Source organism: Pantoea sp. KPR_PJ (assembly GCF_041386365.1).
GTDB lineage: Bacteria > Pseudomonadota > Gammaproteobacteria > Enterobacterales > Enterobacteriaceae > Pantoea.
Window position 1 is genome coordinate 1 of sequence record NZ_JABMIK010000007.1, and the last position, 22,224, is coordinate 22,224.

General features: G+C 56.6%; 20 protein-coding genes and 2 tRNA genes. 12 read left to right on the forward strand and 10 right to left on the reverse strand.

Annotated features, from left to right (window positions below; all coding sequences use genetic code 11):
- Positions 1–71: transfer RNA gene (locus HP564_RS14755), tRNA-Asp, on the forward strand.
- Between the two features lie 8 nt (positions 72–79).
- A tRNA-Trp gene (locus tag HP564_RS14760) sits at positions 80–155 on the forward strand.
- A gap of 101 nt (positions 156–256) precedes the next feature.
- On the opposite strand, the gene hdfR is transcribed toward HP564_RS14760, so the two are convergent.
- On the reverse strand, positions 257–1,081 hold the full coding sequence (gene hdfR, locus HP564_RS14765; RefSeq protein ID WP_371244273.1) for an HTH-type transcriptional regulator HdfR: 825 nt from the start codon (positions 1,079–1,081) through the stop codon (positions 257–259).
- 120 nt (positions 1,082–1,201) lie between these two features.
- On the opposite strand from hdfR, the gene HP564_RS14770 reads away from it, so the two are divergent.
- Positions 1,202–1,540, forward strand: coding sequence for a DUF413 domain-containing protein (locus HP564_RS14770; RefSeq protein WP_371244274.1), 339 nt, complete (start codon positions 1,202–1,204; stop codon positions 1,538–1,540).
- A 27-nt stretch (positions 1,541–1,567) separates the two neighbouring features.
- Here HP564_RS14770 and HP564_RS14775 read toward each other — a convergent pair whose 3' ends face one another.
- Positions 1,568–3,088 carry a YifB family Mg chelatase-like AAA ATPase gene (locus HP564_RS14775; protein WP_371244275.1) on the reverse strand — a complete coding sequence of 507 codons (1,521 nt, stop codon included), beginning with the start codon at positions 3,086–3,088 and terminating at the stop codon, positions 1,568–1,570.
- A 325-nt stretch (positions 3,089–3,413) separates the two neighbouring features.
- Here HP564_RS14775 and ilvL point away from each other — a divergent pair, with 325 nt between their 5' ends.
- The 6 genes from ilvL to ilvA all read left to right on the forward strand — a co-directional run bounded on the left by ilvL (position 3,414) and on the right by ilvA (position 9,973).
- Positions 3,414–3,512, forward strand: coding sequence for an ilv operon leader peptide (gene ilvL, locus HP564_RS14780; protein WP_269293430.1), 99 nt, complete (start codon positions 3,414–3,416; stop codon positions 3,510–3,512).
- Between the two features lie 149 nt (positions 3,513–3,661).
- Complete coding sequence (gene ilvG / locus HP564_RS14785; protein WP_371244277.1) at positions 3,662–5,308, forward strand: acetolactate synthase 2 catalytic subunit; 1,647 nt, start codon at positions 3,662–3,664, stop codon at positions 5,306–5,308.
- A complete protein-coding gene (ilvM, locus tag HP564_RS14790) occupies positions 5,305–5,562 on the forward strand; it encodes an acetolactate synthase 2 small subunit (RefSeq protein ID WP_371244278.1) in 258 nt (85 codons plus the stop codon). Before ilvG ends, ilvM begins: the two co-directional genes overlap by 4 nt.
- Positions 5,563–5,580: 18 nt before the next feature.
- A complete protein-coding gene (locus HP564_RS14795; RefSeq protein WP_371244280.1) occupies positions 5,581–6,510 on the forward strand; it encodes a branched-chain amino acid transaminase in 930 nt (309 codons plus the stop codon).
- A gap of 61 nt (positions 6,511–6,571) precedes the next feature.
- Positions 6,572–8,422 (forward strand): dihydroxy-acid dehydratase, encoded by a 1,851-nt coding sequence (gene ilvD / locus HP564_RS14800; RefSeq protein ID WP_371244281.1) that lies wholly within the window; start codon positions 6,572–6,574, stop codon positions 8,420–8,422.
- A gap of 3 nt (positions 8,423–8,425) precedes the next feature.
- A complete protein-coding gene (gene ilvA, locus HP564_RS14805) occupies positions 8,426–9,973 on the forward strand; it encodes a threonine ammonia-lyase, biosynthetic (protein ID WP_371244282.1) in 1,548 nt (515 codons plus the stop codon).
- Here the strand turns inward: ilvA and ilvY are convergent, their stop codons facing one another.
- On the reverse strand, positions 9,974–10,855 hold the full coding sequence (gene ilvY, locus HP564_RS14810; protein ID WP_371244284.1) for an HTH-type transcriptional activator IlvY: 882 nt from the start codon (positions 10,853–10,855) through the stop codon (positions 9,974–9,976). It abuts the gene before it with no gap.
- Positions 10,856–11,016: 161 nt separating this feature from the next.
- On the opposite strand from ilvY, the gene ilvC reads away from it, so the two are divergent.
- Positions 11,017–12,492: a ketol-acid reductoisomerase gene (gene ilvC / locus HP564_RS14815; protein ID WP_371244286.1), complete on the forward strand. Its 1,476-nt coding sequence runs from the start codon at positions 11,017–11,019 to the stop codon at positions 12,490–12,492.
- Positions 12,493–12,552: 60 nt separating this feature from the next.
- Here ilvC and HP564_RS14820 read toward each other — a convergent pair whose 3' ends face one another.
- From HP564_RS14820 to HP564_RS14840, 5 genes are all read right to left on the reverse strand, one after another.
- The gene (locus tag HP564_RS14820; protein ID WP_371244287.1) at positions 12,553–13,551 is read right to left on the reverse strand and encodes an aldo/keto reductase; all 999 of its coding nucleotides are present in this window, start codon (positions 13,549–13,551) and stop codon (positions 12,553–12,555) included.
- Between the two features lie 81 nt (positions 13,552–13,632).
- Positions 13,633–14,556, reverse strand: a complete 924-nt coding sequence (locus HP564_RS14825) for a LysR family transcriptional regulator (protein ID WP_371244288.1) — start codon at positions 14,554–14,556, stop codon at positions 13,633–13,635.
- A gap of 75 nt (positions 14,557–14,631) precedes the next feature.
- Positions 14,632–15,966 (reverse strand): MFS transporter, encoded by a 1,335-nt coding sequence (locus tag HP564_RS14830; protein WP_371244290.1) that lies wholly within the window; start codon positions 15,964–15,966, stop codon positions 14,632–14,634.
- A 281-nt stretch (positions 15,967–16,247) separates the two neighbouring features.
- A complete protein-coding gene (gene yhjD, locus HP564_RS14835) occupies positions 16,248–17,258 on the reverse strand; it encodes an inner membrane protein YhjD (RefSeq protein WP_371244291.1) in 1,011 nt (336 codons plus the stop codon).
- A gap of 45 nt (positions 17,259–17,303) precedes the next feature.
- Positions 17,304–18,203 carry a LysR family transcriptional regulator gene (locus HP564_RS14840; protein WP_371244292.1) on the reverse strand — a complete coding sequence of 300 codons (900 nt, stop codon included), beginning with the start codon at positions 18,201–18,203 and terminating at the stop codon, positions 17,304–17,306.
- Positions 18,204–18,318: 115 nt separating this feature from the next.
- On the opposite strand from HP564_RS14840, the gene HP564_RS14845 reads away from it, so the two are divergent.
- Positions 18,319–19,077 carry an SDR family NAD(P)-dependent oxidoreductase gene (locus HP564_RS14845; RefSeq protein ID WP_371244294.1) on the forward strand — a complete coding sequence of 253 codons (759 nt, stop codon included), beginning with the start codon at positions 18,319–18,321 and terminating at the stop codon, positions 19,075–19,077.
- A gap of 85 nt (positions 19,078–19,162) precedes the next feature.
- Here the strand turns inward: HP564_RS14845 and HP564_RS14850 are convergent, their stop codons facing one another.
- A complete protein-coding gene (locus tag HP564_RS14850) occupies positions 19,163–20,011 on the reverse strand; it encodes a PhzF family phenazine biosynthesis protein (protein WP_371244295.1) in 849 nt (282 codons plus the stop codon).
- Between the two features lie 98 nt (positions 20,012–20,109).
- Between HP564_RS14850 and HP564_RS14855 the strand changes: the two genes are divergently transcribed.
- Entirely contained in the window at positions 20,110–20,733 is a 624-nt protein-coding gene (locus HP564_RS14855; RefSeq protein ID WP_371244297.1) for a glutathione S-transferase family protein, read from the forward strand.
- Here the strand turns inward: HP564_RS14855 and HP564_RS14860 are convergent.
- Entirely contained in the window at positions 20,700–22,187 is a 1,488-nt protein-coding gene (locus tag HP564_RS14860; protein ID WP_371244298.1) for a PLP-dependent aminotransferase family protein, read from the reverse strand. The genes HP564_RS14855 and HP564_RS14860 overlap by 34 nt on opposite strands.
- Positions 22,188–22,224 lie beyond the last annotated feature (37 nt).

Sequence of the window (22,224 nt, forward strand, 5' to 3'; positions counted from 1 at the left end):
GTAGTTCAGTCGGTTAGAATACCGGCCTGTCACGCCGGGGGTCGCGGGTTCGAGTCCCGTCCGCACCGCCACCCTATTTAGGGGCGTAGTTCAATTGGTAGAGCACCGGTCTCCAAAACCGGGTGTTGGGGGTTCGAGTCCCTCCGCCCCTGCCAGAAAAAACAATCCTTTGCTTCGGCAAAGGATTTTTTTTGCGTTTTATCCCGCCAAAAAAGGCCGACAACGTCAGCCATTTCTCTGTTTGACCTGAAAAACCCTATCGCGCCAGTACCGGAAACTTAAGCAACTGTCGAATGTGCGCCTGTTGATCGCTGTTTTGCAGCCACACGGCATATAAAGGACGCACCGCCACGGGTGTATCCGGAATGATCATCAGATCGCTATAGAGGCTATGCCAGTAGTCTGGCAGAAAGGCACAGGCACCCGTGGTATAGAGGAGTTCGCGCGTGACATGCGCAGAGGTCGTCGTTAAGACAGGGACATCATCACCGCCCGACAGATAGCTTTCGTGCTGATGGAAATCCGCGCCCCATTCCAGCTTGATGTAATCATATTTCTCACTTTTTTCGGTTTTGCGCGCCCGAAACAGGGCCAGAGAAATATGACCAATCTGCTGGCTGGTGAGCTCGTCCATTTTAGGCGCTTCGGTCGTGATCAACAGATCCAGTTGTCGCTCATGAAGTTGCTTAACCAGTAAATGCCGTTGCGCCACGCGTGCTTCGAGATGCAGACTCTCGCGGTTTTCATAAAGGGTTTGAAGCCAGGGTGTTAAATAAGCCTCCCACAGCGACGCACTCGCACCTATCGACAGCTCATGATGCTGTTGCGTATGTGACACCTCCTTCTTTGCCATCATCCAGGTGCTCATCAGACTTTCGGCATAGGGCAGAAGACGTTCTCCGGCAGAAGTCAGCCGTATGTTATTGCGATGACGCGTAAAGAGGTTTACACCCAGCTGATTTTCCAGCTGACGGATGCGAAAACTGACGGCTGACTGCGTAAGATAAAGTGATTCAGCAGCGCGCCCGAAATGGCGAGTTCTGCTCACTTCCAGGAAAGTTTTCAGTAATTCCGTATCCACAGCCTTCTCCCAAAAAATGTTTGTCGTATAGATTTAAATGTTTTGTTTTACACTCTGTCAAGCCTATCTAATACTCCGCGCCATTAATAGCTCGGTATAAGAGAATCAGGAGCGTGTAAGATGGCGGAAAGCTTCTCAACCACAAATCGTTTCTTTGATAATAAAAATTATCCGCGCGGCTTTTCGCGGCATGGTGATTTCACCATCAAAGAAGCCCAACTGCTGGAACGTCATGGTTTCGCTTTTAATGAACTGGACTTAGCGAAACGCGAACCGATTACGGAAGAAGAACGTTTGTTCTTAGAAGTCTGTCGTGGCGTGCGTGAGCCGCAAACTGAAGCTGAGCGAGTATGGTCGAAATATGTTGCTCGCACGAAGCGTCCTAAGCGCTTTCATACGCTCTCTGGCGGTAAGCCGCAGATGGACACGGTCGAAGACTACAGCGACAGTGATGACTAAAAAGAATGGGGCATTCAGCCCCATTCTTCATTCCAGGCTACGATGCAAATGAATCAAGAGCCTGTCGATGCTGCGATAGCCTACCGCTTCCTGAAGATGCACTCGTAAGATTCTCTCGTCTCCCGCCAAATCGGCAATGGTGCGTGCCACTTTCAAAATACGCTGCCATGCCCGCACCGATAATCCCAGCTGATTCAATACGGACTCCAGCCATTCAGCGTCTTTATCAGAGACAACACACCACAACTTAATATCGGCATTATTCATGTGGGCGTTAATTTTCCCTGCGCGCGCCATTTGCAACGCACGGGCTTTAATCACGCGCGCTGCCACGCTTGCGGAATGCTCGCCTGCCTCAGCACCTTTACTTAACGTTCCGCTCGGCAGCAGTGGCACCTCAATTGACAGGTCAAAGCGATCGAGAAAGGGCCCGGAGAGCTTGCTTAAATAGCGCAGCACCTGTTGTGGCGAAGTGCGGTTGTGCTGACCCTGATAATGGCCCGTCGGGCTAGGATTCATTGCCGCAATGAGCTGAAAGCGTGCCGGATAGGTCACTTTGGCGCGGGCGCGAGAAATAGCAATCTCGCCCGATTCTAGCGGTTCCCTTAACGCATCAAGCACCCGACGATCAAACTCCGGCAGTTCATCCAGAAACAATACGCCATTATGCGCAAGAGAGATTTCGCCAGGCCGGGGTAAGGCCCCGCCACCGATCAGGGCATAGAGTGACGCGCTATGATGAGGTGAGCGGAAAGGGCGCTTACGCCACTGTCTGTGTGGCGTTATGCTGTTAGCAAGGCTGGCGATAGCGGCACATTCCAGCGCTTCTGTGTCGCTGAGCGGCGGCATAATGCCAGGTAGCCTTGTCGCCAGCATCGTTTTTCCCGTGCCGGGTGGACCTATCAGCAATAAATTGTGTCCGCCTGCTGCGCTAATTTCCAGCGCCCGGCGCCCCTGCTCCTGGCCAATAATATCGCTTAGATCGTCTGCATCTTTTTCCGGTTGTTCCTGAGGCGATCGCGCGCGCGGCAGTTCCGCCTGGTTGTGCAAAAACGCACAGATCTCCAGCAAATGCTTAGCAATGAGAGTACCGCCGAGCTGGATCAAACCCACATCCTGCTGATTCTCTTCAGAGACCACCAGCTGACGTCCCGCACCTATTGCTGCCATTGCCGCCGGAATCGCCCCCTGAACAGCACAGAGCGTACCGTCAAGGCCCAGTTCAGCCACAAACTCATATTGCCCCAGCTTCTCTGCAGGAAGCTGTTCAGACGCCACAAGGATGGCAACCGCCATGGGTAAGTCATAACGGCCACCCTCCTTAGGCAAATCGGCAGGCGCCAGATTGATAGTGATGCGTTTTGCCGGGAAGCTAAATCCACTATTGATGATGGCGCTACGCACTCGTTCACGCGCCTCTTTTACCGTGGTTTCCGGTAAGCCCACTAGCGTCAGGGCAGGCAGCCCATTACTGATATGCGCTTCGATTGTAACTAAAGGTGCCTCTACGCCAATCGCTGCTCGGGTAAGAACTCTGGACAATGTCATAACCGCTCCTTAACGCGGCGATTATGGCGAGATAAAGCATGGGCAACGACGCTTAAAGCTGAAGTCGTCGACCGCTGTCGCAAGAAAACAGCGTGATGCTGGTTCGGCTACATTTTGTCAGAATCAAGTTCGCAAAAGGCTTAATCGTTGCGTCACGGTCGTGATGAATATTTATCAACCAGGAAATAAACGTTTATTTACAGGCTGATAGAGGGATGCTGAGAAAAGCGACATAAAAAAATCTGATGGAAAAAGTTGTCATTGCCCCCGTAACTGTGATAACTCTGTAGGCATTACTTCGAACACATGAAAAAACAGACTGAAAATGAAAGCCCTTCTACAAGTGATTAGCCTAGTCGTGATTAGCGTGGTGGTGATTATTAACCCACCGTGCGGGGCTTCGCTTGGAGAAAGAAAGGCTTAAAAATCAAGCCTGGAATTCAAAAAACCCCCGCACCGAAAGGTCCGGGGGTTTTTTTTCGACCAGTGCAAATATCAGCGAATTACTGAGGAGCAAACAATGAGCAGTAGCATAAAATTCTGTTGTTCCCCTAAGGATACAGGAGAATAACCATGACAGGTGCACAGTGGGTAGTTCAGGCTTTACGCGCGCAGGGTGTCGACACCTTATTTGGCTATCCTGGCGGCGCCATCATGCCAGTGTACGATGCGCTCTACGATGGCGGCGTGGAACACCTACTGTGTCGTCATGAACAAGGCGCGGTGGTCGCGGCGATCGGCTATGCCCGGGCGACCGGAAAAACCGGCGTCTGCATTGCGACCTCGGGCCCTGGAGCGACCAACTTAATCACCGGCCTGGCCGATGCGATGATGGACTCAGTGCCAGTAGTCGCCATTACCGGTCAGGTTTCATCGGCATTTATTGGCACTGACGCCTTTCAGGAGATTGATGTACTGGGCCTGTCGCTGGCCTGCACCAAACACAGCTTTCTGGTTGAATCGCTGGAAGAACTGCCCTCCGTGATGGCGGAGGCCTTTGCTATCGCTCAGTCAGGCCGCCCTGGCCCGGTGCTGGTCGACATCCCAAAAGATATTCAAATCGCCAGCGGCGAGCTGAACCCGCATCTGCTGCCGGTCGAAGAGCCGATCGCCCATTCGCTGCAGCATATCGAAGCGGCGCGCGCGCTGATGGCGCAGTCGCATAAGCCGATGCTCTATATCGGCGGCGGCGTCGGTATGGCGCAGGCGGTTCCTGCGCTGCGCAAACTGGCAGAGGAAACCGGCATCCCGATGGTTGCCACGCTGAAAGGTCTCGGCAGCGCCGACAGTGAGAGCGAGGTTTATCTCGGTATGTTAGGCATGCACGGGACGAAAGCGGCTAACCTCGCCGTTCAGTCCTGCGATTTACTGATCGCTATCGGTGCGCGCTTTGATGACCGTGTGACCGGCAAGCTGGATACCTTCGCCCCTCATGCCAGCGTTATCCATATCGATATCGACCCGGCTGAGCTGAATAAATTACGTCGCGCGCACGTTTCTCTGCAGGGCGATCTGAACCAGGTGTTGCCTGCGCTGAGTATGCCGCTGGATATCGACGGCTGGCGTGAAGAGGTGAAGGCGATGAAAGCGGCCTACAGCTGGCGCTATGACCACCCCGGCGACGCCATCTACGCGCCGTTGCTGCTGAAGCAGCTTTCTGACCGCAAATCCGCCAGCGCCGTGGTGACGACTGACGTAGGTCAGCATCAGATGTGGACCGCGCAGCATATGGCGTTCAGCGCGCCGGAAAACTTTATCACGTCCAGCGGACTGGGCACCATGGGCTTTGGCCTGCCGGCTGCGGTAGGCGCGCAGGTAGCGCGTCCCGATGATACCGTGATCTGCGTATCGGGTGACGGCTCAATCATGATGAATATTCAGGAGCTGGGCACAATTAAACGCAAAAAGCTGCCGGTGAAAATTCTGCTGCTGGACAACCAGCGTCTTGGCATGGTGCGCCAGTGGCAGCAGCTCTTTTTTGACGGTCGCTACAGCGAAACCATCCTGACCGACAACCCCGATTTTCTGACCCTGGCCAGCGCGTTTGATATTCCAGGCCAGCGTATTAGCCGCAAAGATGAGGTCGACGCCGCACTTGATGCTCTGCTGAACAGCGAAGGTTCTTACTTCCTGCATGTTGCTATTGATGAGCATGAAAACGTCTGGCCACTGGTGCCGCCCGGTGCCAGCAATGCAAACATGATGGAGAAAACCGTATGAACCAGCACCAGTTGTCTATTGAAGCCCGCTTTCGTCCTGAAATACTGGAGCGCATTTTACGCGTCGTCCGCCATCGCGGTTTTCAGGTGTGTGCCATGAATATGGGCGCCGTGGCGAACAGCGAAAACATTAATATTGAAATGACCGTTGCCAGCCAGCGCTCTGTCGATTTACTGTCTTCGCAGTTAAGCAAATTAATGGATGTCGCGTGCGTCCAGATTCAACAACATGCAACACAACAAATCCGCGCTTAGTCGCGAAAGGAAATAAGAATGAGCACGAAGAAAGCAGACTTTATCTGGTTCAATGGCGAGATGGTTAAGTGGGAAGATGCAAAGGTTAGCGTCATGTCTCACGCACTGCATTATGGTACTTCTGTGTTTGAAGGCGTGCGCTGCTACGACTCGCACAAAGGACCAGTGGTGTTCCGTCACCGTGAACACATGCAGCGTCTGCACGACTCCGCCAAAATTTATCGTTTTCCGCTGAAATACAGCGTAGACGAACTGATGGAAGCGACGCGCAAAGTGCTGCGCGACAACAATCTGAAAAGCGCTTATATCCGTCCGCTGGCATTTGTTGGCGATGTAGGCCTGGGCGTCAACCCGCCAGACGGCTACACCACTGACGTGATTATTGCGGCTTTCCCATGGGGTGCCTATCTGGGTGCGGAAGCGCTGGAAAATGGCATCAATGCGATGGTCTCTTCATGGAACCGCGTTGCGCCGAACACGCTGCCGACCGCAGCGAAAGCGGGCGGTAACTACCTCTCCTCCCTGCTGGTGGGCAGTGAAGCCCGTCGTCACGGCTACCAGGAAGGTATTGCGCTGGACACCAATGGCTACATCTCCGAAGGTGCGGGCGAGAACCTGTTTGAAGTGAAAGACGGCATTCTGTTCACGCCGCCGTTCACCTCTTCCGCGCTGCCGGGCATCACCCGCGACGCCATCATCAAGCTGGCGCAGGATCTCGGCATTGAAGTCCGCGAGCAGGTGCTGTCGCGTGAATCGCTCTATCTGGCTGATGAGATCTTCATGTCCGGTACCGCCGCAGAAATCACCCCTGTACGCAGTGTCGACGGCATCCAGGTGGGCGAAGGCAAACGTGGTCCGGTAACGACCCAAATCCAGAAAGCGTTCTTCGGCCTGTTTACTGGCGAAACCGAAGATAAATATGGCTGGCTGGATCAGGTTAACGCATAACGTGACAGCAGCGCGGGCGCAGCAGTGCCCGCGTCATTTTTCAGACTGGAGTAAACAGAGCATGCCTAAGTACCGTTCCGCCACCACCACGCATGGCCGCAATATGGCGGGTGCCCGCGCCCTGTGGCGCGCGACAGGAATGACCGACGCCGATTTTGGTAAACCGATTATCGCCGTGGTCAACTCATTCACCCAGTTCGTGCCGGGCCACGTTCATCTGCGCGATCTCGGTAAGCTGGTCGCCGAGCAGATTGAAGCGGCAGGCGGTGTGGCAAAAGAGTTCAACACCATTGCGGTGGATGACGGAATCGCCATGGGCCATGGCGGCATGCTCTATTCACTGCCGTCTCGCGAGTTGATCGCTGACTCAGTGGAGTACATGGTTAACGCGCACTGTGCCGACGCCATGGTCTGCATCTCCAACTGCGACAAAATCACGCCGGGAATGCTGATGGCGTCGCTGCGCCTCAACATCCCGGTCATCTTCGTTTCCGGCGGTCCAATGGAAGCGGGAAAAACCAAACTTTCCGACAAAATCATCAAGCTCGATCTGGTGGATGCGATGATTCAGGGGGCTAACCCGAACGTCAGCGACGCTGAGAGCGAGCAGATTGAGCGTTCCGCCTGTCCGACCTGCGGTTCCTGCTCGGGAATGTTCACCGCAAACTCCATGAACTGCCTGACCGAAGCGCTGGGCCTGTCTCAGCCGGGTAATGGCTCGCTGCTGGCAACCCACGCTGACCGTAAAGATCTCTTCATCAATGCGGGTAAACGCATCGTTAATCTGACTAAACAGTATTACGAGCAGGATGATGAGCGCGTGCTGCCACGCAATATCGCCAGCAAAGCGGCGTTTGAAAACGCCATGACGCTGGATATCGCGATGGGAGGGTCCACCAATACCGTACTGCACCTGCTGGCGGCGGCGCAGGAAGGCGAAATCGACTTCAATATTTCCGACATCGATCGTCTGTCGCGCAAGGTACCGCACCTGTGCAAGGTCGCGCCGAGCACGCAGAAATACCATATGGAAGATGTCCACCGTGCTGGTGGCGTTATCGGCATTCTCGGCGAGCTGGATCGCGCGGGCCTGCTGCATACCGACGTACGTAACGTGCTGGGCCTGAACCTGCGCGAAACCCTGGATCAGTACGACATCATGCTGACGCAGGACGAAGCGGTGAAGAAAATGTTCCGCGCCGGCCCGGCAGGTATCCGCACCACGCAGGCATTCTCGCAGGACTGCCGCTGGGATACGCTGGATGACGATCGTCAGGACGGCTGTATCCGCACGCGCGAACATGCGTTCTCACAGGATGGCGGACTGGCCGTACTGTACGGCAACCTGGCCGAAGACGGCTGTATCGTGAAAACCGCAGGCGTGGACAAAGAGATCCTCACCTTTAAAGGTCCGGCGAAAGTCTATGAAAGCCAGGACGATGCGGTAGACGCTATCCTCGGCGGCAAAGTAGTGGCGGGTGACGTGGTGGTGATTCGCTATGAAGGGCCGAAAGGCGGGCCAGGTATGCAGGAAATGCTCTATCCCACTACCTACCTGAAATCGATGGGCCTTGGCAAAAGCTGTGCCCTGATCACCGACGGCCGCTTCTCCGGCGGTACATCCGGCCTGTCGATCGGCCATGCTTCGCCGGAAGCGGCCAGCGGCGGGACGATCGCCCTGGTGAAAGACGGTGACATGATTGAAATTGATATTCCGAATCGCGGCATCAGGCTGGCGGTGCCGGACAATGAACTGCATGCGCGTCGTGAAGAGGAAGAAGCGCGCGGCGAGGCGGCCTATACGCCGCACGGCCGCGTGCGTCAGGTCTCTTTCGCGCTGCGCGCCTATGCATCGCTCGCCACCAGTGCCGACAAGGGCGCCGTGCGCGACAAGAGCAAGCTGGGAGGCTAACTGATGGCCGAGTCTCAACCGCTACCTGCGTCGCCCTGCGGCGCAGAATATTTGCGCGCTGTACTGCGTTCACCGGTGTATGAAGTGGCTCAGGTGACGCCGCTGCAAAAGATGGAGAAAATTTCATCACGTCTTGGCAACACCATCCTGGTGAAGCGTGAAGACCGGCAGCCAGTGCACAGCTTTAAGCTGCGTGGTGCCTACGCAATGATTGCTGGCCTGACGGAAGAGCAAAAAGCGCAGGGCGTGGTCACGGCATCAGCCGGTAACCACGCACAGGGCGTGGCCCTTTCAGCCAGTCGGCTCGGTATCAAATCGCTGATTGTGATGCCGCTGGCGACGGCAGACATTAAGGTTGATGCGGTGCGCGCATTTGGCGGTGAGGCTTATCTCTACGGCGCGAATTTCGACGAGGCAAAAGCTAAAGCGATCGAGCTGGCGGCGCAGCAGGGCTACACCTTTGTCCCGCCGTTTGACCATCCGGCGGTGATCGCCGGTCAGGGCACGCTGGCGATGGAGCTGCTGCAACAGGATGCGCATCTTGACCGCGTGTTCGTTCCGGTTGGCGGCGGCGGCCTGGCGGCAGGCGTCGCCGTACTGATCAAACAGCTGATGCCGCAGATTAAAGTTATCGCGGTGGAGTCTGAGGACTCTGCCTGTTTGAAAGCGGCGCTGGAAGCGGGAGAGCCGGTCGATCTGCCGCGCGTCGGGCTGTTTGCCGAAGGCGTAGCGGTCAAACGTATCGGCAGCGAAACTTTCCGTCTGTGCCAGGCGTATCTTGACGACATCATTACCGTCGACAGCGATGCCATTTGCGCCGCGATGAAAGATCTGTTTGAAGACGTGCGTGCCGTGGCGGAGCCGTCGGGCGCACTGGCGCTGGCGGGCATGAAGAAATATATCCAGCAGCACGATATCAAGGGCGAGCGTCTTGCGCATGTGCTGTCGGGAGCGAACGTCAACTTCCACGGCCTGCGCTACGTTTCCGAGCGCTGCGAGCTGGGCGAACAGCGTGAGGCGCTGCTGGCAGTGACCATTCCTGAACAGCAGGGCAGCTTCCTGAAGTTTTGCCAGACGCTGGGCGGGCGGGCGGTCACCGAGTTCAACTACCGCTACGCGGACGCAGATAACGCCTGTATTTTCGTCGGGGTGCGTTTGACGCGCGGGCGGGAGGAGCGCAGCGAAATCATCAGCCAGCTGACACAGGGTGGCTATCAGGTGGTGGATCTGTCGGACGACGAGATGGCGAAGCTGCATGTGCGTTATATGGTGGGTGGCCGTCCGTCAAAGCCGCTGCGCGAACGTCTGTTCAGCTTTGAATTTCCGGAAGCCCCCGGCGCACTGCTGAAATTTCTGCAAACGCTTGGCACTCACTGGAATATTTCGCTGTTCCATTATCGCAGCCACGGTACTGATTATGGTCGTGTGCTGGCGGCGTTTGAAATCGGCGACAACGAACCGCGCTTTGAATCCCACCTGACCGAACTGGGTTACGACTTCCATGATGAGGCTAACAACCCGGCGTTCCGCTTCTTCCTCGCCGGGCAGTAACTACAGCAGGTGCCAGAAAGCATGAATCAGCGGCTCTCCGAGCCGCTTTTTTTGTACGCAGACACCCAGTTCCAGCGGAGCCACCGACTCCACATTTTCCAGCGTCAGCACGCGATTGCGTACCGGCTCCGGGCTGTTTTCCAGCACCACATCCGGCAGCAGCGCAATACCGCACCCCAGTGCCACCATCGATACAATGGCCTCATGCCCGGACACCGTAGCGTAAATCTGTGGATTTGGGATGCGACGACGGCGAAACCACAAGTCGATGCCGCGCCGCGCGGGTCCCTGATCGGGCAGAATAAAGGGAATGTCTGCCCAGTCAGGGGATGGCTGTGTCGCCTGGCTGCGTACCGGGCAAGGCAGCGCCGGGGCGATCAGCACCAGCGGAATCAGCCCCAGCGGCGTAAAGTCGATGCTGGCCGGCAGCGATTCTGGACGACCGGCAATGGCCAGGTCTGCCTCACCCGACTGCACCATCTCAATCGCATCGGCGGCATCACCGGTGGTCAGCTTAATCTCCACCTGCGGATGCTCGGCGCGAAAGCGATCCAGAATAGGTGGCAGATGACTGTAGGCGGCGGTTACCGAGCAGAACAGGCGCAGCTCGCCGCTCAGCGACGGGCCATTAAGATCCATCGCGTGGCGTAGCTGCTGATACTGCAACAGCGTCTGCTGCGCGAACTGGCGCAGACGTTCGCCCGCTTCGGTCAGCGTGACGGTGCGGTTGTCGCGCAGGAACAGCGCGTGTCCGACATCCTCTTCAAGGCGCTGGATCTGGCGCGACAGCGTCGACGGGCTAACGTGCATCGCTCGTGCGGTGCGGCCAAAGTGGCAGCTTTCTGCCAGATGAAGAAACAGCTTGAGATCGCGTAAGTCCACGCGCTTTACCCTCCCGAATTGTATTGCAAATCCTGCAATGTAACCTTGCTAATATATCAATTTAAGCAACAGATTTCCTGTCATATGATGGGGTCATTCGCGACGCTGCTCACGGCGTCGTTACCAGACAAAAGCAAACACAACATCTGACCGGAGTGCCCATGGCTAACTACTTCAACACACTGAATCTGCGCAACCAGTTAGCGCAGTTAGGCAAATGTCGCTTTATGGCACGCGATGAGTTCGCGGACGGTGCCAGCTTCCTGAAAGGGAAAAAAGTGGTCATCGTGGGCTGTGGCGCACAGGGCCTGAATCAGGGTCTGAACATGCGCGATTCTGGGCTGGACGTCTCCTATGCGCTGCGCGCTGAAGCGATCGCTGAGAAGCGCGCTTCCTGGCGCAAGGCAACTGAAAACGGCTTTAAAGTGGGCACTTATGAAGAGCTGATCCCACAGGCCGATCTGGTGGTTAACCTGACGCCAGACAAGCAGCACTCTTCCGTTGTACAGGCTGTACAGCCGCTGATGAAAGATGGCGCGGCGCTGGGCTACTCGCACGGCTTCAACATCGTTGAAGTCGGTGAAACTATCCGTAAAGACATCACCGTTGTCATGGTGGCACCGAAGTGTCCGGGCACCGAAGTTCGTGAAGAGTACAAGCGTGGCTTCGGCGTCCCTACGCTGATCGCCGTCCACCCGGAAAACGATCCGAAAGGTGAAGGCATGGCCATTGCTAAAGCCTGGGCAGCGGCCACCGGTGGTGACCGTGCGGGCGTGCTGGAGTCCTCCTTCGTTGCTGAAGTGAAATCGGATCTGATGGGTGAGCAGACCATTCTGTGCGGTATGCTGCAGGCGGGTTCGCTGCTCTGCTTCGATAAGCTGGTGGCTGAAGGTCACGATGCGGCCTACACCGAAAAACTGATTCAGTTCGGCTGGGAAACCATCACTGAATCGCTGAAGTTTGGCGGTATTACGCTGATGATGGATCGTCTCTCTAATCCGGCAAAACTGCGTGCCTATGCGCTGTCAGAGCAGCTGAAAGCGATTATGGCTCCGCTGTTTCAGAAGCACATGGATGACATCATCTCTGGCGAATTCTCGTCCGGCATGATGGCTGACTGGGCCAACGACGACAAAAATCTGCTGACCTGGCGTGAAGAGACCGGCAAGACGGCGTTTGAAACCGCGCCGCAGTTTGAAGGCAAAATCGAAGAGCAAGAGTACTACGATAAAGGCGTGCTGATGGTTGCAATGGTTAAAGCGGGCGTTGAGCTGGCGTTTGAAACCATGGTCGACGCAGGCATTATCGAAGAGTCAGCCTACTATGAATCTCTGCATGAGCTGCCGCTGATCGCTAACACCATTGCGCGTAAGCGCCTGTATGAGATGAACGTGGTCATCTCCGATACCGCCGAGTACGGCAACTATCTCTTCTCTTTCGCCGCCGTTCCGCTGCTGAAAGAGTTTATGACCACGCTGCAGCCGGGCGACCTGGGCAGCGCGATCGAAGGGACGCAGGTTGATAACGCCCAGCTGCGCGACGTCAACGAAGCCATTCGCCAGCATCCTATCGAAACAGTGGGCCGCAAACTGCGTGGCTACATGACCGATATGAAGCGTATCGCCGTTGCGGGCTAAGCCGCCAGCGCCACCCTTTTCAGCGTAAGAAAAAACCCCGGCAGGCCGGGGTTTTTCATATCAGGCATTTACCCCTTTCATTCCCTCTTCAGAGTAGCGCTCGCCCTTTATCTCGCATTGCTGGTGGAGATGGTTCAGCAGCGCAACGTCCGCGTCATCAAGCCCAACCTCTGCCGCCATTGCGTTTTCTGCCAGATAGTGGGGCCGTTTCGTCCCTGGAACAGGGACCAGTTTCTCATACTGTGCCAGCAGCCATGCCAGCGCAATCTGCCCCAGGGAGCAGTTGTACTTCTCTGTTAACGGCCGTATCAGGTTGAGCAGCGCGACATTATGATCGAGGTTCGACTGCAGGAAGCGCGCATTGTTTTTGCGGAAGTCGTTTTCAGCAAAGTCGCTGTTGTTAAGGTATTTCCCGGTCAGAAAGCCCCTTCCCAGCGGTGAACAGGCGACCAGGCCGACATCCAGCGCTTTCAGCGTGGGCAGGATCGCCTCCTCAACGTCTCGCGTCCAGAGCGAATATTCAGTCTGCAAGGCCGTAACAGGATGGACCGCGTGGGCACGGCGCAGCGTGGGAGCGGAAACTTCGCACAGGCCAATATGGCTGATTTTGCCCTCTTTAACCAGGCGGCTCAGGCACTCCATGCTCTCCTCGATCGGTATGGCCTGGCTGACGCGGTGAAGATAAAACAGGTCGATTTGCTCGACGCCAAGCCGCCGCAACGAGTCGTGACAGCAGCGGGTAATGTAGTCAGGCTTGTTGTTGATAGTGCGGGCATAAGCCTCATCAGATGCGCGCTCAATACCGCATTTGGTGGCGATGGTTAACCTCTGTCGCGTGGACGGCGGCAGGTCGCTCATAAAGCGTCCCAGTAACGCCTCATTGTGGCCGCGCCCATACAGGTCTGCCGTATCGATAAACGTCATATCGAGCTCAATGAGCTGGTGCAGCAGATGCAGAGACTGCGCATCATCTGTGGTGCCATAAAATTCGCTCAGCCCCATAGCGCCGTAGCCGATGGCGCTTACCTTAAGATCGTTCGCTAAATGACGGGTTTTCATCTCTCCTCCTTTTCTCTTGTCGCCATTCTTGCAGCGAGGAGAAAAGCAGGGAATTGCCATTGCTGTGATACCAGAAAGGTATCAGGAAGGTGAGGGTGAGGCCGTGGCGCTGAGTTTATCCAGCATCTGTAGCACCGCAGGGCGCTGGTCATCGCGCCGGGTAGCGGCAAAAACATCAATATTAAGTTGCTCCGCCTCTTCGTCAGCCAGGGGGCGGTAGCACAATCCCTCAAGGGCAAAGGTGCACTTAGACTGCGGCATCAGGGCAAATCCTTTTCCCCGCGCGATATGCGTTAACAGAGTCAGCGAATCCTCAGGCTCTCTGAGCTTTTTCAGCGGGCTATTGAGCTTAACGAAGCGGCGTTCACACTTATCGTAGAAGGCGGGATTAGCGCTTCTGGCAAACCAGAACAGCGGCAGGCCGCTTAGCGCATTCAGTGAGATGCTGGCATTCTGACTGGCAGGATGGGCGACGGGCAGGGCAACCCGCAGCGGCTCACGACATAGCCAGCGATAGTCAATATTATCCGCATCACCCGCGCCTTTTTCCCCTGTCAGGACCATATCCAGCGTGTTTTGCCGCAGGCATTGCAGCAGCTGTGCGGAGGTCAGTTCAGGTGACTCAATGTCATCACTGGTTTCCAGCAGCGCACTGACTGGCTGCACATGGTCAAAGTTGAGTGTCCGGGTCAGCCCAATGCGCAGACGACGCTGACAGCCAGGGGCGTCGGCCGCGAGCGCATTAAGTGCCTCAAGGATCGCTTCTGCTCTGGCAACCAGCGCACGTCCAGCGTCGGTCAGGCTAACCTCATGGGTGCTGCGGCTAAACAGCGGCTGATGAAGTTGCGCTTCCAGGTTTTTGATCTGACGCGTCAGCGGCGGCTGGGTCATATTGAGGCGGTCGGCAGCCCGGCGAAAATTAAGTTCATGCGCAACGGCAAGAAAACACTGAAGCTGTTTCACGCTGGGAAGATGATTGCTAATCAGATGAGTCGCTGTCGCCATGATGCTTTCCCGAATGTTAAAAAAGCACTATACCATGACGAAAAACCCGGCCTGAGCCGAGTTTATAATGTTGTCTTACACTGCTTCGTAGAGCGTCTGGTGCCGCGTTTCTTTACAGGCGATCAGGGCAATCAGCGTCAGCGCCGCCATTGCCGCCAGATAATACCCCACCGCCTGCAAACCGTAATTCGCGTTGAGCCAGGTGGCGACATAGGGCGCAACTGAAGCACCGAGAATGGACGAGAGGTTATAGGAGAACGACGCGCCGGTGTAACGCACTTCGGTCGGGAACAGCTCTGGCAATAGCGCCCCCATCGGGCCGAAGGTCAGTCCCATTACGCTCAGTCCGAGCAGCAGAAAGGCCATCACCAGCGCCTGCGAGCCGGAACCCAGCATTGCCGGGAACAGGAACGCAAAGGCGATGATCATCAGGGTAATGGTGATCATGGTCTTACGGCGGCCAAAACGATCCGCGAGCAGTCCGGCAATTGGCACCATGACGCCAAAGCCAATGACGGCCACCATCAGCATCCACAGGAAGCTGTTGCGGGAGAAGCCGAGACCCGTCGGCGCAGGCGCGGTGCCATAGCTCATGGAATAGACGGTCATAATATAGAACAGGGTGTAGGTCGCCAGCATGATAAAGGTGCCGAGGATCGTGGCGGTCAGGTGTTTACTCAGCAGCGCTGCAATGGGCACCCGCACCTGTTTTTTCTCTTTCTGCACTTTTGCGAATACCGGACTTTCATGCAGCGAGACGCGTACATAGAGGCCGATAAGCACCAGCACCGCTGAAAGAATAAAAGGCACGCGCCAGCCCCACTGCATAAACTGCTCGTCGGTCAGCAGCCAGGAGAGCAGCAGAAAGGTGCCGTTGGCAAAGAAGAAGCCAATGGGTGCGCCGAGCTGAGGAAAGGAGCCGTAAAGCGCGCGTTTTTTCGCTGGTGCGTTTTCCGTCGCCAGCAGCGCCGCGCCGCCCCATTCTCCGCCCAGCCCCAGGCCCTGACCAAAACGCGCCAGTGCCAGCAGCAGTGGCGCCGCCACGCCAATCGACTGATAGCCAGGCAGCAGGCCAATCACGACCGTCGAGATGCCCATGGTCAGAAGCGAGGCGACCAGCGTGGCTTTACGTCCTACGCGGTCACCAAAGTGGCCAAATACCGCCGATCCAATCGGACGTGCCACAAAGGCGATAGCAAACGTCGCCAGCGACTGCAGTGTGGCCACGGTGTTGTCGCCCTGCGGGAAAAAAATATGCGGGAATACAATCACCGCTGCCGTGGCGTAGATGTAGAAATCGAAGAATTCAATGGCCGTTCCGACCAGCGACGCCACCACGACTTTGCCGCGAGAATTGACAGGCGTATCGTCTTGTGACTTTTTCAGGGGTTCTGTGATGGAGGCTTGCATAACTGTTTCTTAATTGTAAATAGAGAGCAAAGATATTACGCACCTGTGTTGTCCCATTCAACGCTGAAAAACCGCGCCAGAGCGGGCTTCGTCGGGGAAAAAGAGGATAATGTGTGTCGAAATGAAATGCGTGGATTAAGGCAGGGAGAAGCCCGCCTTTTGCAGCGGGAATCTCTATAAAAGAGGCAAATAAAAGTGACCCTTCAGCTATTCATCCTGCTGCTTGTGCAAAAAACAGCCGAAGGGAAAAATTTTTCGCTACCCTTTACGTTTCGTCACAATTAGCGATGCGTGGTGCGGTGCGCGTCCGGCATTTGCGGATCGTCTTTGTATTTCGCCGTGGCGATCCAGGCCGCACAGAACAGCGTCAGGCGGGCAAAAAAGTAAAAGAACGCCATCAGACCCAGCACCGACCCAAAGGCCGCACCCGACGGGGACGAAGCCAGCTTGGGCAGCGTCAGCGTCATCACAAACTTAATCACTTCAAAACCAATGGCCGCCAGCAGCGTGCCGCGAAACAGCGCTTTTTTGCGCGGCTTATGGCGCGGCAGGATCCAGAAAATCCACAAAAACAGCAGGTAGTTCGCCAGGATGGAGATCGACAGCGCGATGGCGGTCATCGCCGGGCGCAGCCACTCGATATTATCCAGCCCCAGCGCATGCACAATCGCCTCTTGCGCTGCACCGGCAATCGAGGTCAACGACAGGGTGATCACCAGGGCCAGCATCAGGCCAATGAGCGAAATAAAATCGCGCAGATACTTTTTCCAGAATTTCTCCTGATCGTCAGGATTGCGTTCCCAGACGTCACGCGACTGAGCGCGCACCGCCTCGCGCAGGTTCCCCATCCAGTTAATGCCGGAGTAGAGTGCCAGCAGCAGACCAGTGATGCCGACGGTGGCGCGCTGCTGAACGGCCGTGTTCACCGTATTCTTCAGCGTGGTGGCGAGCGTAGGATCGCTAATGCTGTTAACGATCTTATTGATCAGCTCCGACAGCAGATCCTGATTCGATGCCAGTACAAAGCCGACGGCGGCAAAAGAGACCATCAAAATCGGGATGAGCGACAAAAAAGAGAAGTAGGTAATGGCCGCGCCGAACTGGCTGCCCAGGCGATCGTTAAAGCGATCCAGCGCGCGAATAAAGTGCGCGACCGCCGGAATCGCCTGAAACCAGGCGGCAAAGCGCGATACGCGTTTGATTGAACCGTCAACGGTTTTGTTGCCGGTATGGATGTTAATCAGCGGCTTAGGGCGCTCGGAATGGGTTGGGGTTTCCTGTTTGTCCGTCATAGACAGTTATCATCCTGCTAAACATGAAAAGGCAATTATAGCTGCTCAGGTGACATACTCCTGCAACACCTGACTCAGCCACTCCATAAAGACGCGCACACGGCGGGCTACATTGCGTCGGTGAGGATAGAGCAGAGAGATCGGCATCGGCTTCGCGGGAAAGTGGTGCAGCACTTCCACCAGCTGACCAGATTCCAGCAGCGAATGAATGCCCATCGCGGGTACCTGAATGATGCCGAGCCCGGCCAGACAGGCCGCACGGTAGGTCTCGGTGCTGTTGACCGTCACTACGCCGCCCGTCTGCACATAGTGGCACTGCTTGCCGTCAAAATACTCAAACCCGGGCGAAGGCTGCCCGAGCTGCTGCGTATAGTGCACCATGGCATGTGACGACAGCTCCTCCAGCCGCGTGGGCATACCGAAGCGGGAAAGGTAGCCAGGACTGGCGCAGTTGATCAAGGTGTAGGTTCCAATCTTGCGCGCAATCAGGCCTGAATCTTTGAGTTCGCCGACGCGAATAACGCAGTCAAAGCCTTCACGGATCACATCCACCATACGGTCGCTGCTGCTGAGCTCAATTTCTATGCCGGGATAGTGCTGCAGGAACTCCGGCAGACGTGGCAGGATAAAGCCGGTTGCCATTGCCACCGACATATCCACCCGCAGCTTGCCGCTTAGCGTCGCCGGATCGTGCTGGAACAGACTGTCCATATCGTCAATCATCGACAGCAGATCAAGACAGCGATCGTAGTAGACCAGCCCGTCCTGGGTAAGCTGCACCCGTCGCGTGGTGCGATGAAGCAGCCGTGTGCCCATCTGATTTTCCAGCGCCTGCAGCTGGCGCGACACGCTGCCTTTTGGCAGGCCCAGACTTTCTGCCGCGCGGGTAAAGCTGCCCATTTCTGCCACCCGCACAAAAACCTGCATTGCGTGAATTTTGTCCATGTTGTTCACCGATTGTTGTTGTAAGTGAAACAGTGCTGCGTATTCCCATGCGTTTATAGATCAATAATTCGGGAATATCCTGATTCAGTGTTCAATTTTGCAACAGGATCGAAAAATGAATCACAAAATTGCATTGATTACCGGCGCAAACCGAGGTTTAGGCAAAAATGCGGCGCTAAAACTGGCTGCGAAGGGCGTGGATATCCTGTTGACCTATCGCAGTCATGAGGAAGAGGCGCAGGCCGTTGTACAGGAGATTGAGGCGCTGGGCGGTCGTGCAGCCGCCCTGCGACTGGATGTAGGCGACAGCCAGCAGTTCGACAGCTTCGTTGCTGAGGTCAATGCGACGCTGCATCGCCACTGGCAGCGCGAGCGCTTTGATTACTTAGTGAACAACGCCGGGCACGGTCACTATAAGCCGTTTACCGAGACCACCGAAGAGGAATTTGACGCGCTGGTTAATGTGCATTTCAAAGGCCCCTACTTTCTGACCCAAAAGCTGCTGCCGCTGATAAACGACGGTGGGCGCATCCTGAATATCTCCAGCGGTCTGACGCGCATCACCTATCCCGGCTCCGGGACCTATGCCGCAATGAAAGGGGCGATGGAGGTGCTAACGCGCTATCAGGCGAAAGAGCTGGGCGCGCGGCAAATCCGCGTCAACATACTGGCACCGGGCGCGATTGAAACCGATTTTGGCGGTGGCCGCGTGCGCGACAACAAGGAGATTAATGCGACCATTGCGGCCCTGACCGCGCTGGGACGTGTGGGGCAGCCCGATGATATTGGCGACGCCATCAGCGCTATTCTCAGTGAGGAAACCGGCTGGATCACGGCGCAGCGCATTGAGGCCTCTGGCGGCCAGGCGCTGTAAACCCCGGGGCTGCACTGGCGATCGGGCGCAAAGATTGCGCCCGATCGCTGCCACCTGTGACGTCACCGGCCCGATGGCATAAAGGCTAGAGTGCAATGGTCCCGTCGATAACCGTCACGGTATTCCCACCGATCCAGATCTGGTCGCCTTCATAACGCACCTGCACGCGCCCCTGGCGGTGAATTGCCGTTCCCTGACGCGTGCGGTAATTCCGCCGCTGGCCCTGAGCGGCAAAGTAGCGCGCCAGACAGGCGTTGGCGCTTCCGGTGATGGGATCTTCTGTCAGACTGCCTTTCTCTACCAGCAGGCCGCGCACTTCATACTGCTCATTCTCGCCGTGAGGAAGCGGACCAAATGGCATTACGCCATTCGCTCCGGCATGGGCCATCAGGCGCTGCAGATCGCTGACGTCAGGCTTAATCGCCAGCACCGCTTCGGCGCTAATCATTGGGATCAGCAGCCAGCGAATTCCCATATCTACCACGGCGGGGGTGTGCGTGGTATCAAACAGCTCGCCGTTCAGCGCGTTGCCCATCAGCGCATCGGTGAATGGCGTAATCGTCACTTCCGGAGCGGCAAATGCCAGCGAACCGTCGGCGGTGATATCGACCGTGACGTTGCCGACGCCGCACTCCTGCACAATCCTGCCTGGGGTTTTTACTGGCCAGCCCGCTTCCAGCAGCGCATGTGCCGTGCCCAGCGTGGGATGCCCGGCAAACGGCAGCTCGCCCTCCACGGTAAAGATGCGCACGCGGTAATCAGCCTGCGGATGCTGCGGCGGCAGCACAAAGGTGGTTTCCGATAAATTAGTCCAGCGGGCAATAGCCAGAAGCTGGTCATCACTGAGTCCCTGTGCATCCATGATCACCGCCAGCGGATTGCCGTTAAAGGGTGACGAAGTAAAAACATCGACTTGCTTAAACGCGACTTTCATTATGACTCCTTTGTTAACAGGCCATTCAGACGCCTGACATTTGCGTTTATGCTCCGACAGGGTTATCAATATGTTAACAATTCCCGCAGGAGACCGTTATGCTGAAAATTCTTGGGCGCGATTCATCGATTAACGTGCGTAAAGTGCTCTGGCTGTGTGACGAACTGGATCTCGATTTTGAACGTGAAGAGTGGGGCGATGAACCCAACTCGCTGCACAAGCCAGAATTTCTCGCGCTCAATCCTAACGCGCTGATCCCGGTACTTATTGACGATGATTTCGTGCTGTGGGAATCAAACGCCATTCTGCGCTACCTGGCTAACGCCTATGAGGGCGACTGGCTCTATCCGCAAAACCCGCGCGCCCGCGCGCCGGTTGACCAGTGGATGGACTGGCAGTCCACCGAACTGAATACCTCGTGGCGCTACGCCTTTATGTCGCTGGTGCGCAACTCGCCCGCGCACCAGGATCCGCGCCTGCTGGCGGCAGCCTGTAAAGGCTGGTCGCATACAATGGGTATTCTCAATCAGCAACTGGAGAAAACCGGGCGCTACGTCGCAGGCCGCAACTTCACTCTGGCAGATATTGGCGTTGGCCTGGCGGTCAACCGCTGGTACGAAACGCCGCTGGACCATCCCAACCTGCCCGGGGTGCGTAACTATTACGAACGGCTGACCGAACGCCACGCCTACACCGTCTGGGGCCGTAACGGTAAACCCTGATCGCGTCCCGGCGGCAGGCCCGCCAGCTCACAGGCGATGTCGCCGGTTCGCTTCAGCGCCCAGCTGTAGCGATCGTCAAAGGGGTAGCAACAGGAGAGGCGCAGCGCATGGTTATAGCGTTCGCTGAGCGAATAGAGCGCGCCAGGCGTCACGCAAATTTGCTCCTGCAGCAAGCGGTGGAACATCTCCACGGTATTGACCTGCTCCGGCAGTTCAACCCAGAAAACAAATCCACCGCGTGGCAGCGTGGCGCGCGTGCCCTGCGGGAAGTGGCGGGCGATGAGTCCGCGCGCCGCATCCAGGTTGGCGGCATAGCGACGGCGCAGCGTGCGCAGGTGGTGATCGTATCCGCCGCTGGCAAGAAATTCCGCCAGGGTTTCTGACAGCAGCCGTGATTCCGCCATAGAAGAGACCGCTTTCAGGCGGGCGATCGTGTCGTGAAAGCGACCGGCAGCGATCCAGCCGATGCGAAAATCGGGCGCCACGGTCTTGGTGAAGCTGGTGCAGTAAATCACCCAGCCGTCTGTGTCGAACGACTTTACGGTGGGCGAGAGCGGCCAGTCAAACTGCAGTTCGTCATAGAGGCCATCTTCCAGCAGCGGAATGTTGTAAGTGTTTACTAACTTTGCCAGCCGCTGTTTATTCTGGCGCGACAGAGAGCAGCCGAGTGGATTTTGCGCGCCGGGCATGGCAATCAGCGCCTGTATGCGTTTCTCCTGCAACAGCATCTCCAGCGCATCCAGCGACAAACCCTGCTGCGGATCGGTCGGGATTTCCAGCGCCTTTAACCCCAGCGAGGCGAGCAGCGGGAACAGGAAAAAGTAGGTTGGCGACTCCAGCCCTACGCAGTCTCCGGGCTGCGTCACCGCGCGCAGCGCCAGCTGCAACGCCTCCATACAGCCGTGGGTGAGGGTGATCTCGTCGCTGGTGAGCGACATACCCGCATGCAGCGACCGGCGCGCTATCTCCTCCCGTAAGCGCTCACTACCCGGTGGAAGCGCATACCGGCCAATCAAATCAGGGTGACGTCGCAGCAGCGAGGCGGTAATGCGGCTCAGGCGCGCCGCCGGGTAAAGCTCACCATCCTGCGGACAGGCCAGCGAGATATTGGTGTAGTCGGGATGATTCTGGGCGGCAAAAACCTGGTCGATCAGGTCGAGTTTCTCGCTGCCTGGATCGGTTATGCGGGCGCGATGTGGCGCAGGCGGCATCACGGCAGGCAGCACGCTCCGCACATAGTAGCCAGACTGCGGACGCGCCTCAATCAGCCCGCGATCTTCCAGCAATTGCCAGGCATTCAGCACGGTGTTGATGCTGACCTGATGCGTTTGCGCCGCGCGACGAATGGCTGGCAGACGTTTGCCCGGTTTCAGCGTGCCCTGATGGATCGCCTCTGCAAAGCTGTCGGCAAGCTGGTGGTAGAGCGGCTGATTGTCTGAAGAGGAAAGGGACACAAAAGCCTCCGCAAGTAACAGGTACAAAAACAAAAAT

What these genes read in the sequence shown, in the direction of transcription:
- ilvC (WP_371244286.1), top strand. Translation starts at nt 11,017, where the DNA reads ATGGCTAACTACTTCAACACACTGAATCTGCGCAACCAGTTAGCGCAG.
- HP564_RS14770 (WP_371244274.1), top strand. Translation starts at nt 1,202, where the DNA reads ATGGCGGAAAGCTTCTCAACCACAAATCGTTTCTTTGATAATAAAAAT.
- HP564_RS14795 (WP_371244280.1), top strand. Translation starts at nt 5,581, where the DNA reads ATGAGCACGAAGAAAGCAGACTTTATCTGGTTCAATGGCGAGATGGTT.
- ilvL (WP_269293430.1), top strand. Translation starts at nt 3,414, where the DNA reads ATGAAAGCCCTTCTACAAGTGATTAGCCTAGTCGTGATTAGCGTGGTG.
- ilvM (WP_371244278.1), top strand. Translation starts at nt 5,305, where the DNA reads ATGAACCAGCACCAGTTGTCTATTGAAGCCCGCTTTCGTCCTGAAATA.
- ilvG (WP_371244277.1), top strand. Translation starts at nt 3,662, where the DNA reads ATGACAGGTGCACAGTGGGTAGTTCAGGCTTTACGCGCGCAGGGTGTC.
- HP564_RS14830 (WP_371244290.1), bottom strand. Translation starts at nt 15,966, where the DNA reads ATGCAAGCCTCCATCACAGAACCCCTGAAAAAGTCACAAGACGATACG.
- HP564_RS14850 (WP_371244295.1), bottom strand. Translation starts at nt 20,011, where the DNA reads ATGAAAGTCGCGTTTAAGCAAGTCGATGTTTTTACTTCGTCACCCTTT.
- ilvD (WP_371244281.1), top strand. Translation starts at nt 6,572, where the DNA reads ATGCCTAAGTACCGTTCCGCCACCACCACGCATGGCCGCAATATGGCG.
- HP564_RS14845 (WP_371244294.1), top strand. Translation starts at nt 18,319, where the DNA reads ATGAATCACAAAATTGCATTGATTACCGGCGCAAACCGAGGTTTAGGC.
- ilvA (WP_371244282.1), top strand. Translation starts at nt 8,426, where the DNA reads ATGGCCGAGTCTCAACCGCTACCTGCGTCGCCCTGCGGCGCAGAATAT.
- HP564_RS14825 (WP_371244288.1), bottom strand. Translation starts at nt 14,556, where the DNA reads ATGGCGACAGCGACTCATCTGATTAGCAATCATCTTCCCAGCGTGAAA.
- HP564_RS14775 (WP_371244275.1), bottom strand. Translation starts at nt 3,088, where the DNA reads ATGACATTGTCCAGAGTTCTTACCCGAGCAGCGATTGGCGTAGAGGCA.
- HP564_RS14855 (WP_371244297.1), top strand. Translation starts at nt 20,110, where the DNA reads ATGCTGAAAATTCTTGGGCGCGATTCATCGATTAACGTGCGTAAAGTG.
- HP564_RS14820 (WP_371244287.1), bottom strand. Translation starts at nt 13,551, where the DNA reads ATGAAAACCCGTCATTTAGCGAACGATCTTAAGGTAAGCGCCATCGGC.
- yhjD (WP_371244291.1), bottom strand. Translation starts at nt 17,258, where the DNA reads ATGACGGACAAACAGGAAACCCCAACCCATTCCGAGCGCCCTAAGCCG.
- HP564_RS14840 (WP_371244292.1), bottom strand. Translation starts at nt 18,203, where the DNA reads ATGGACAAAATTCACGCAATGCAGGTTTTTGTGCGGGTGGCAGAAATG.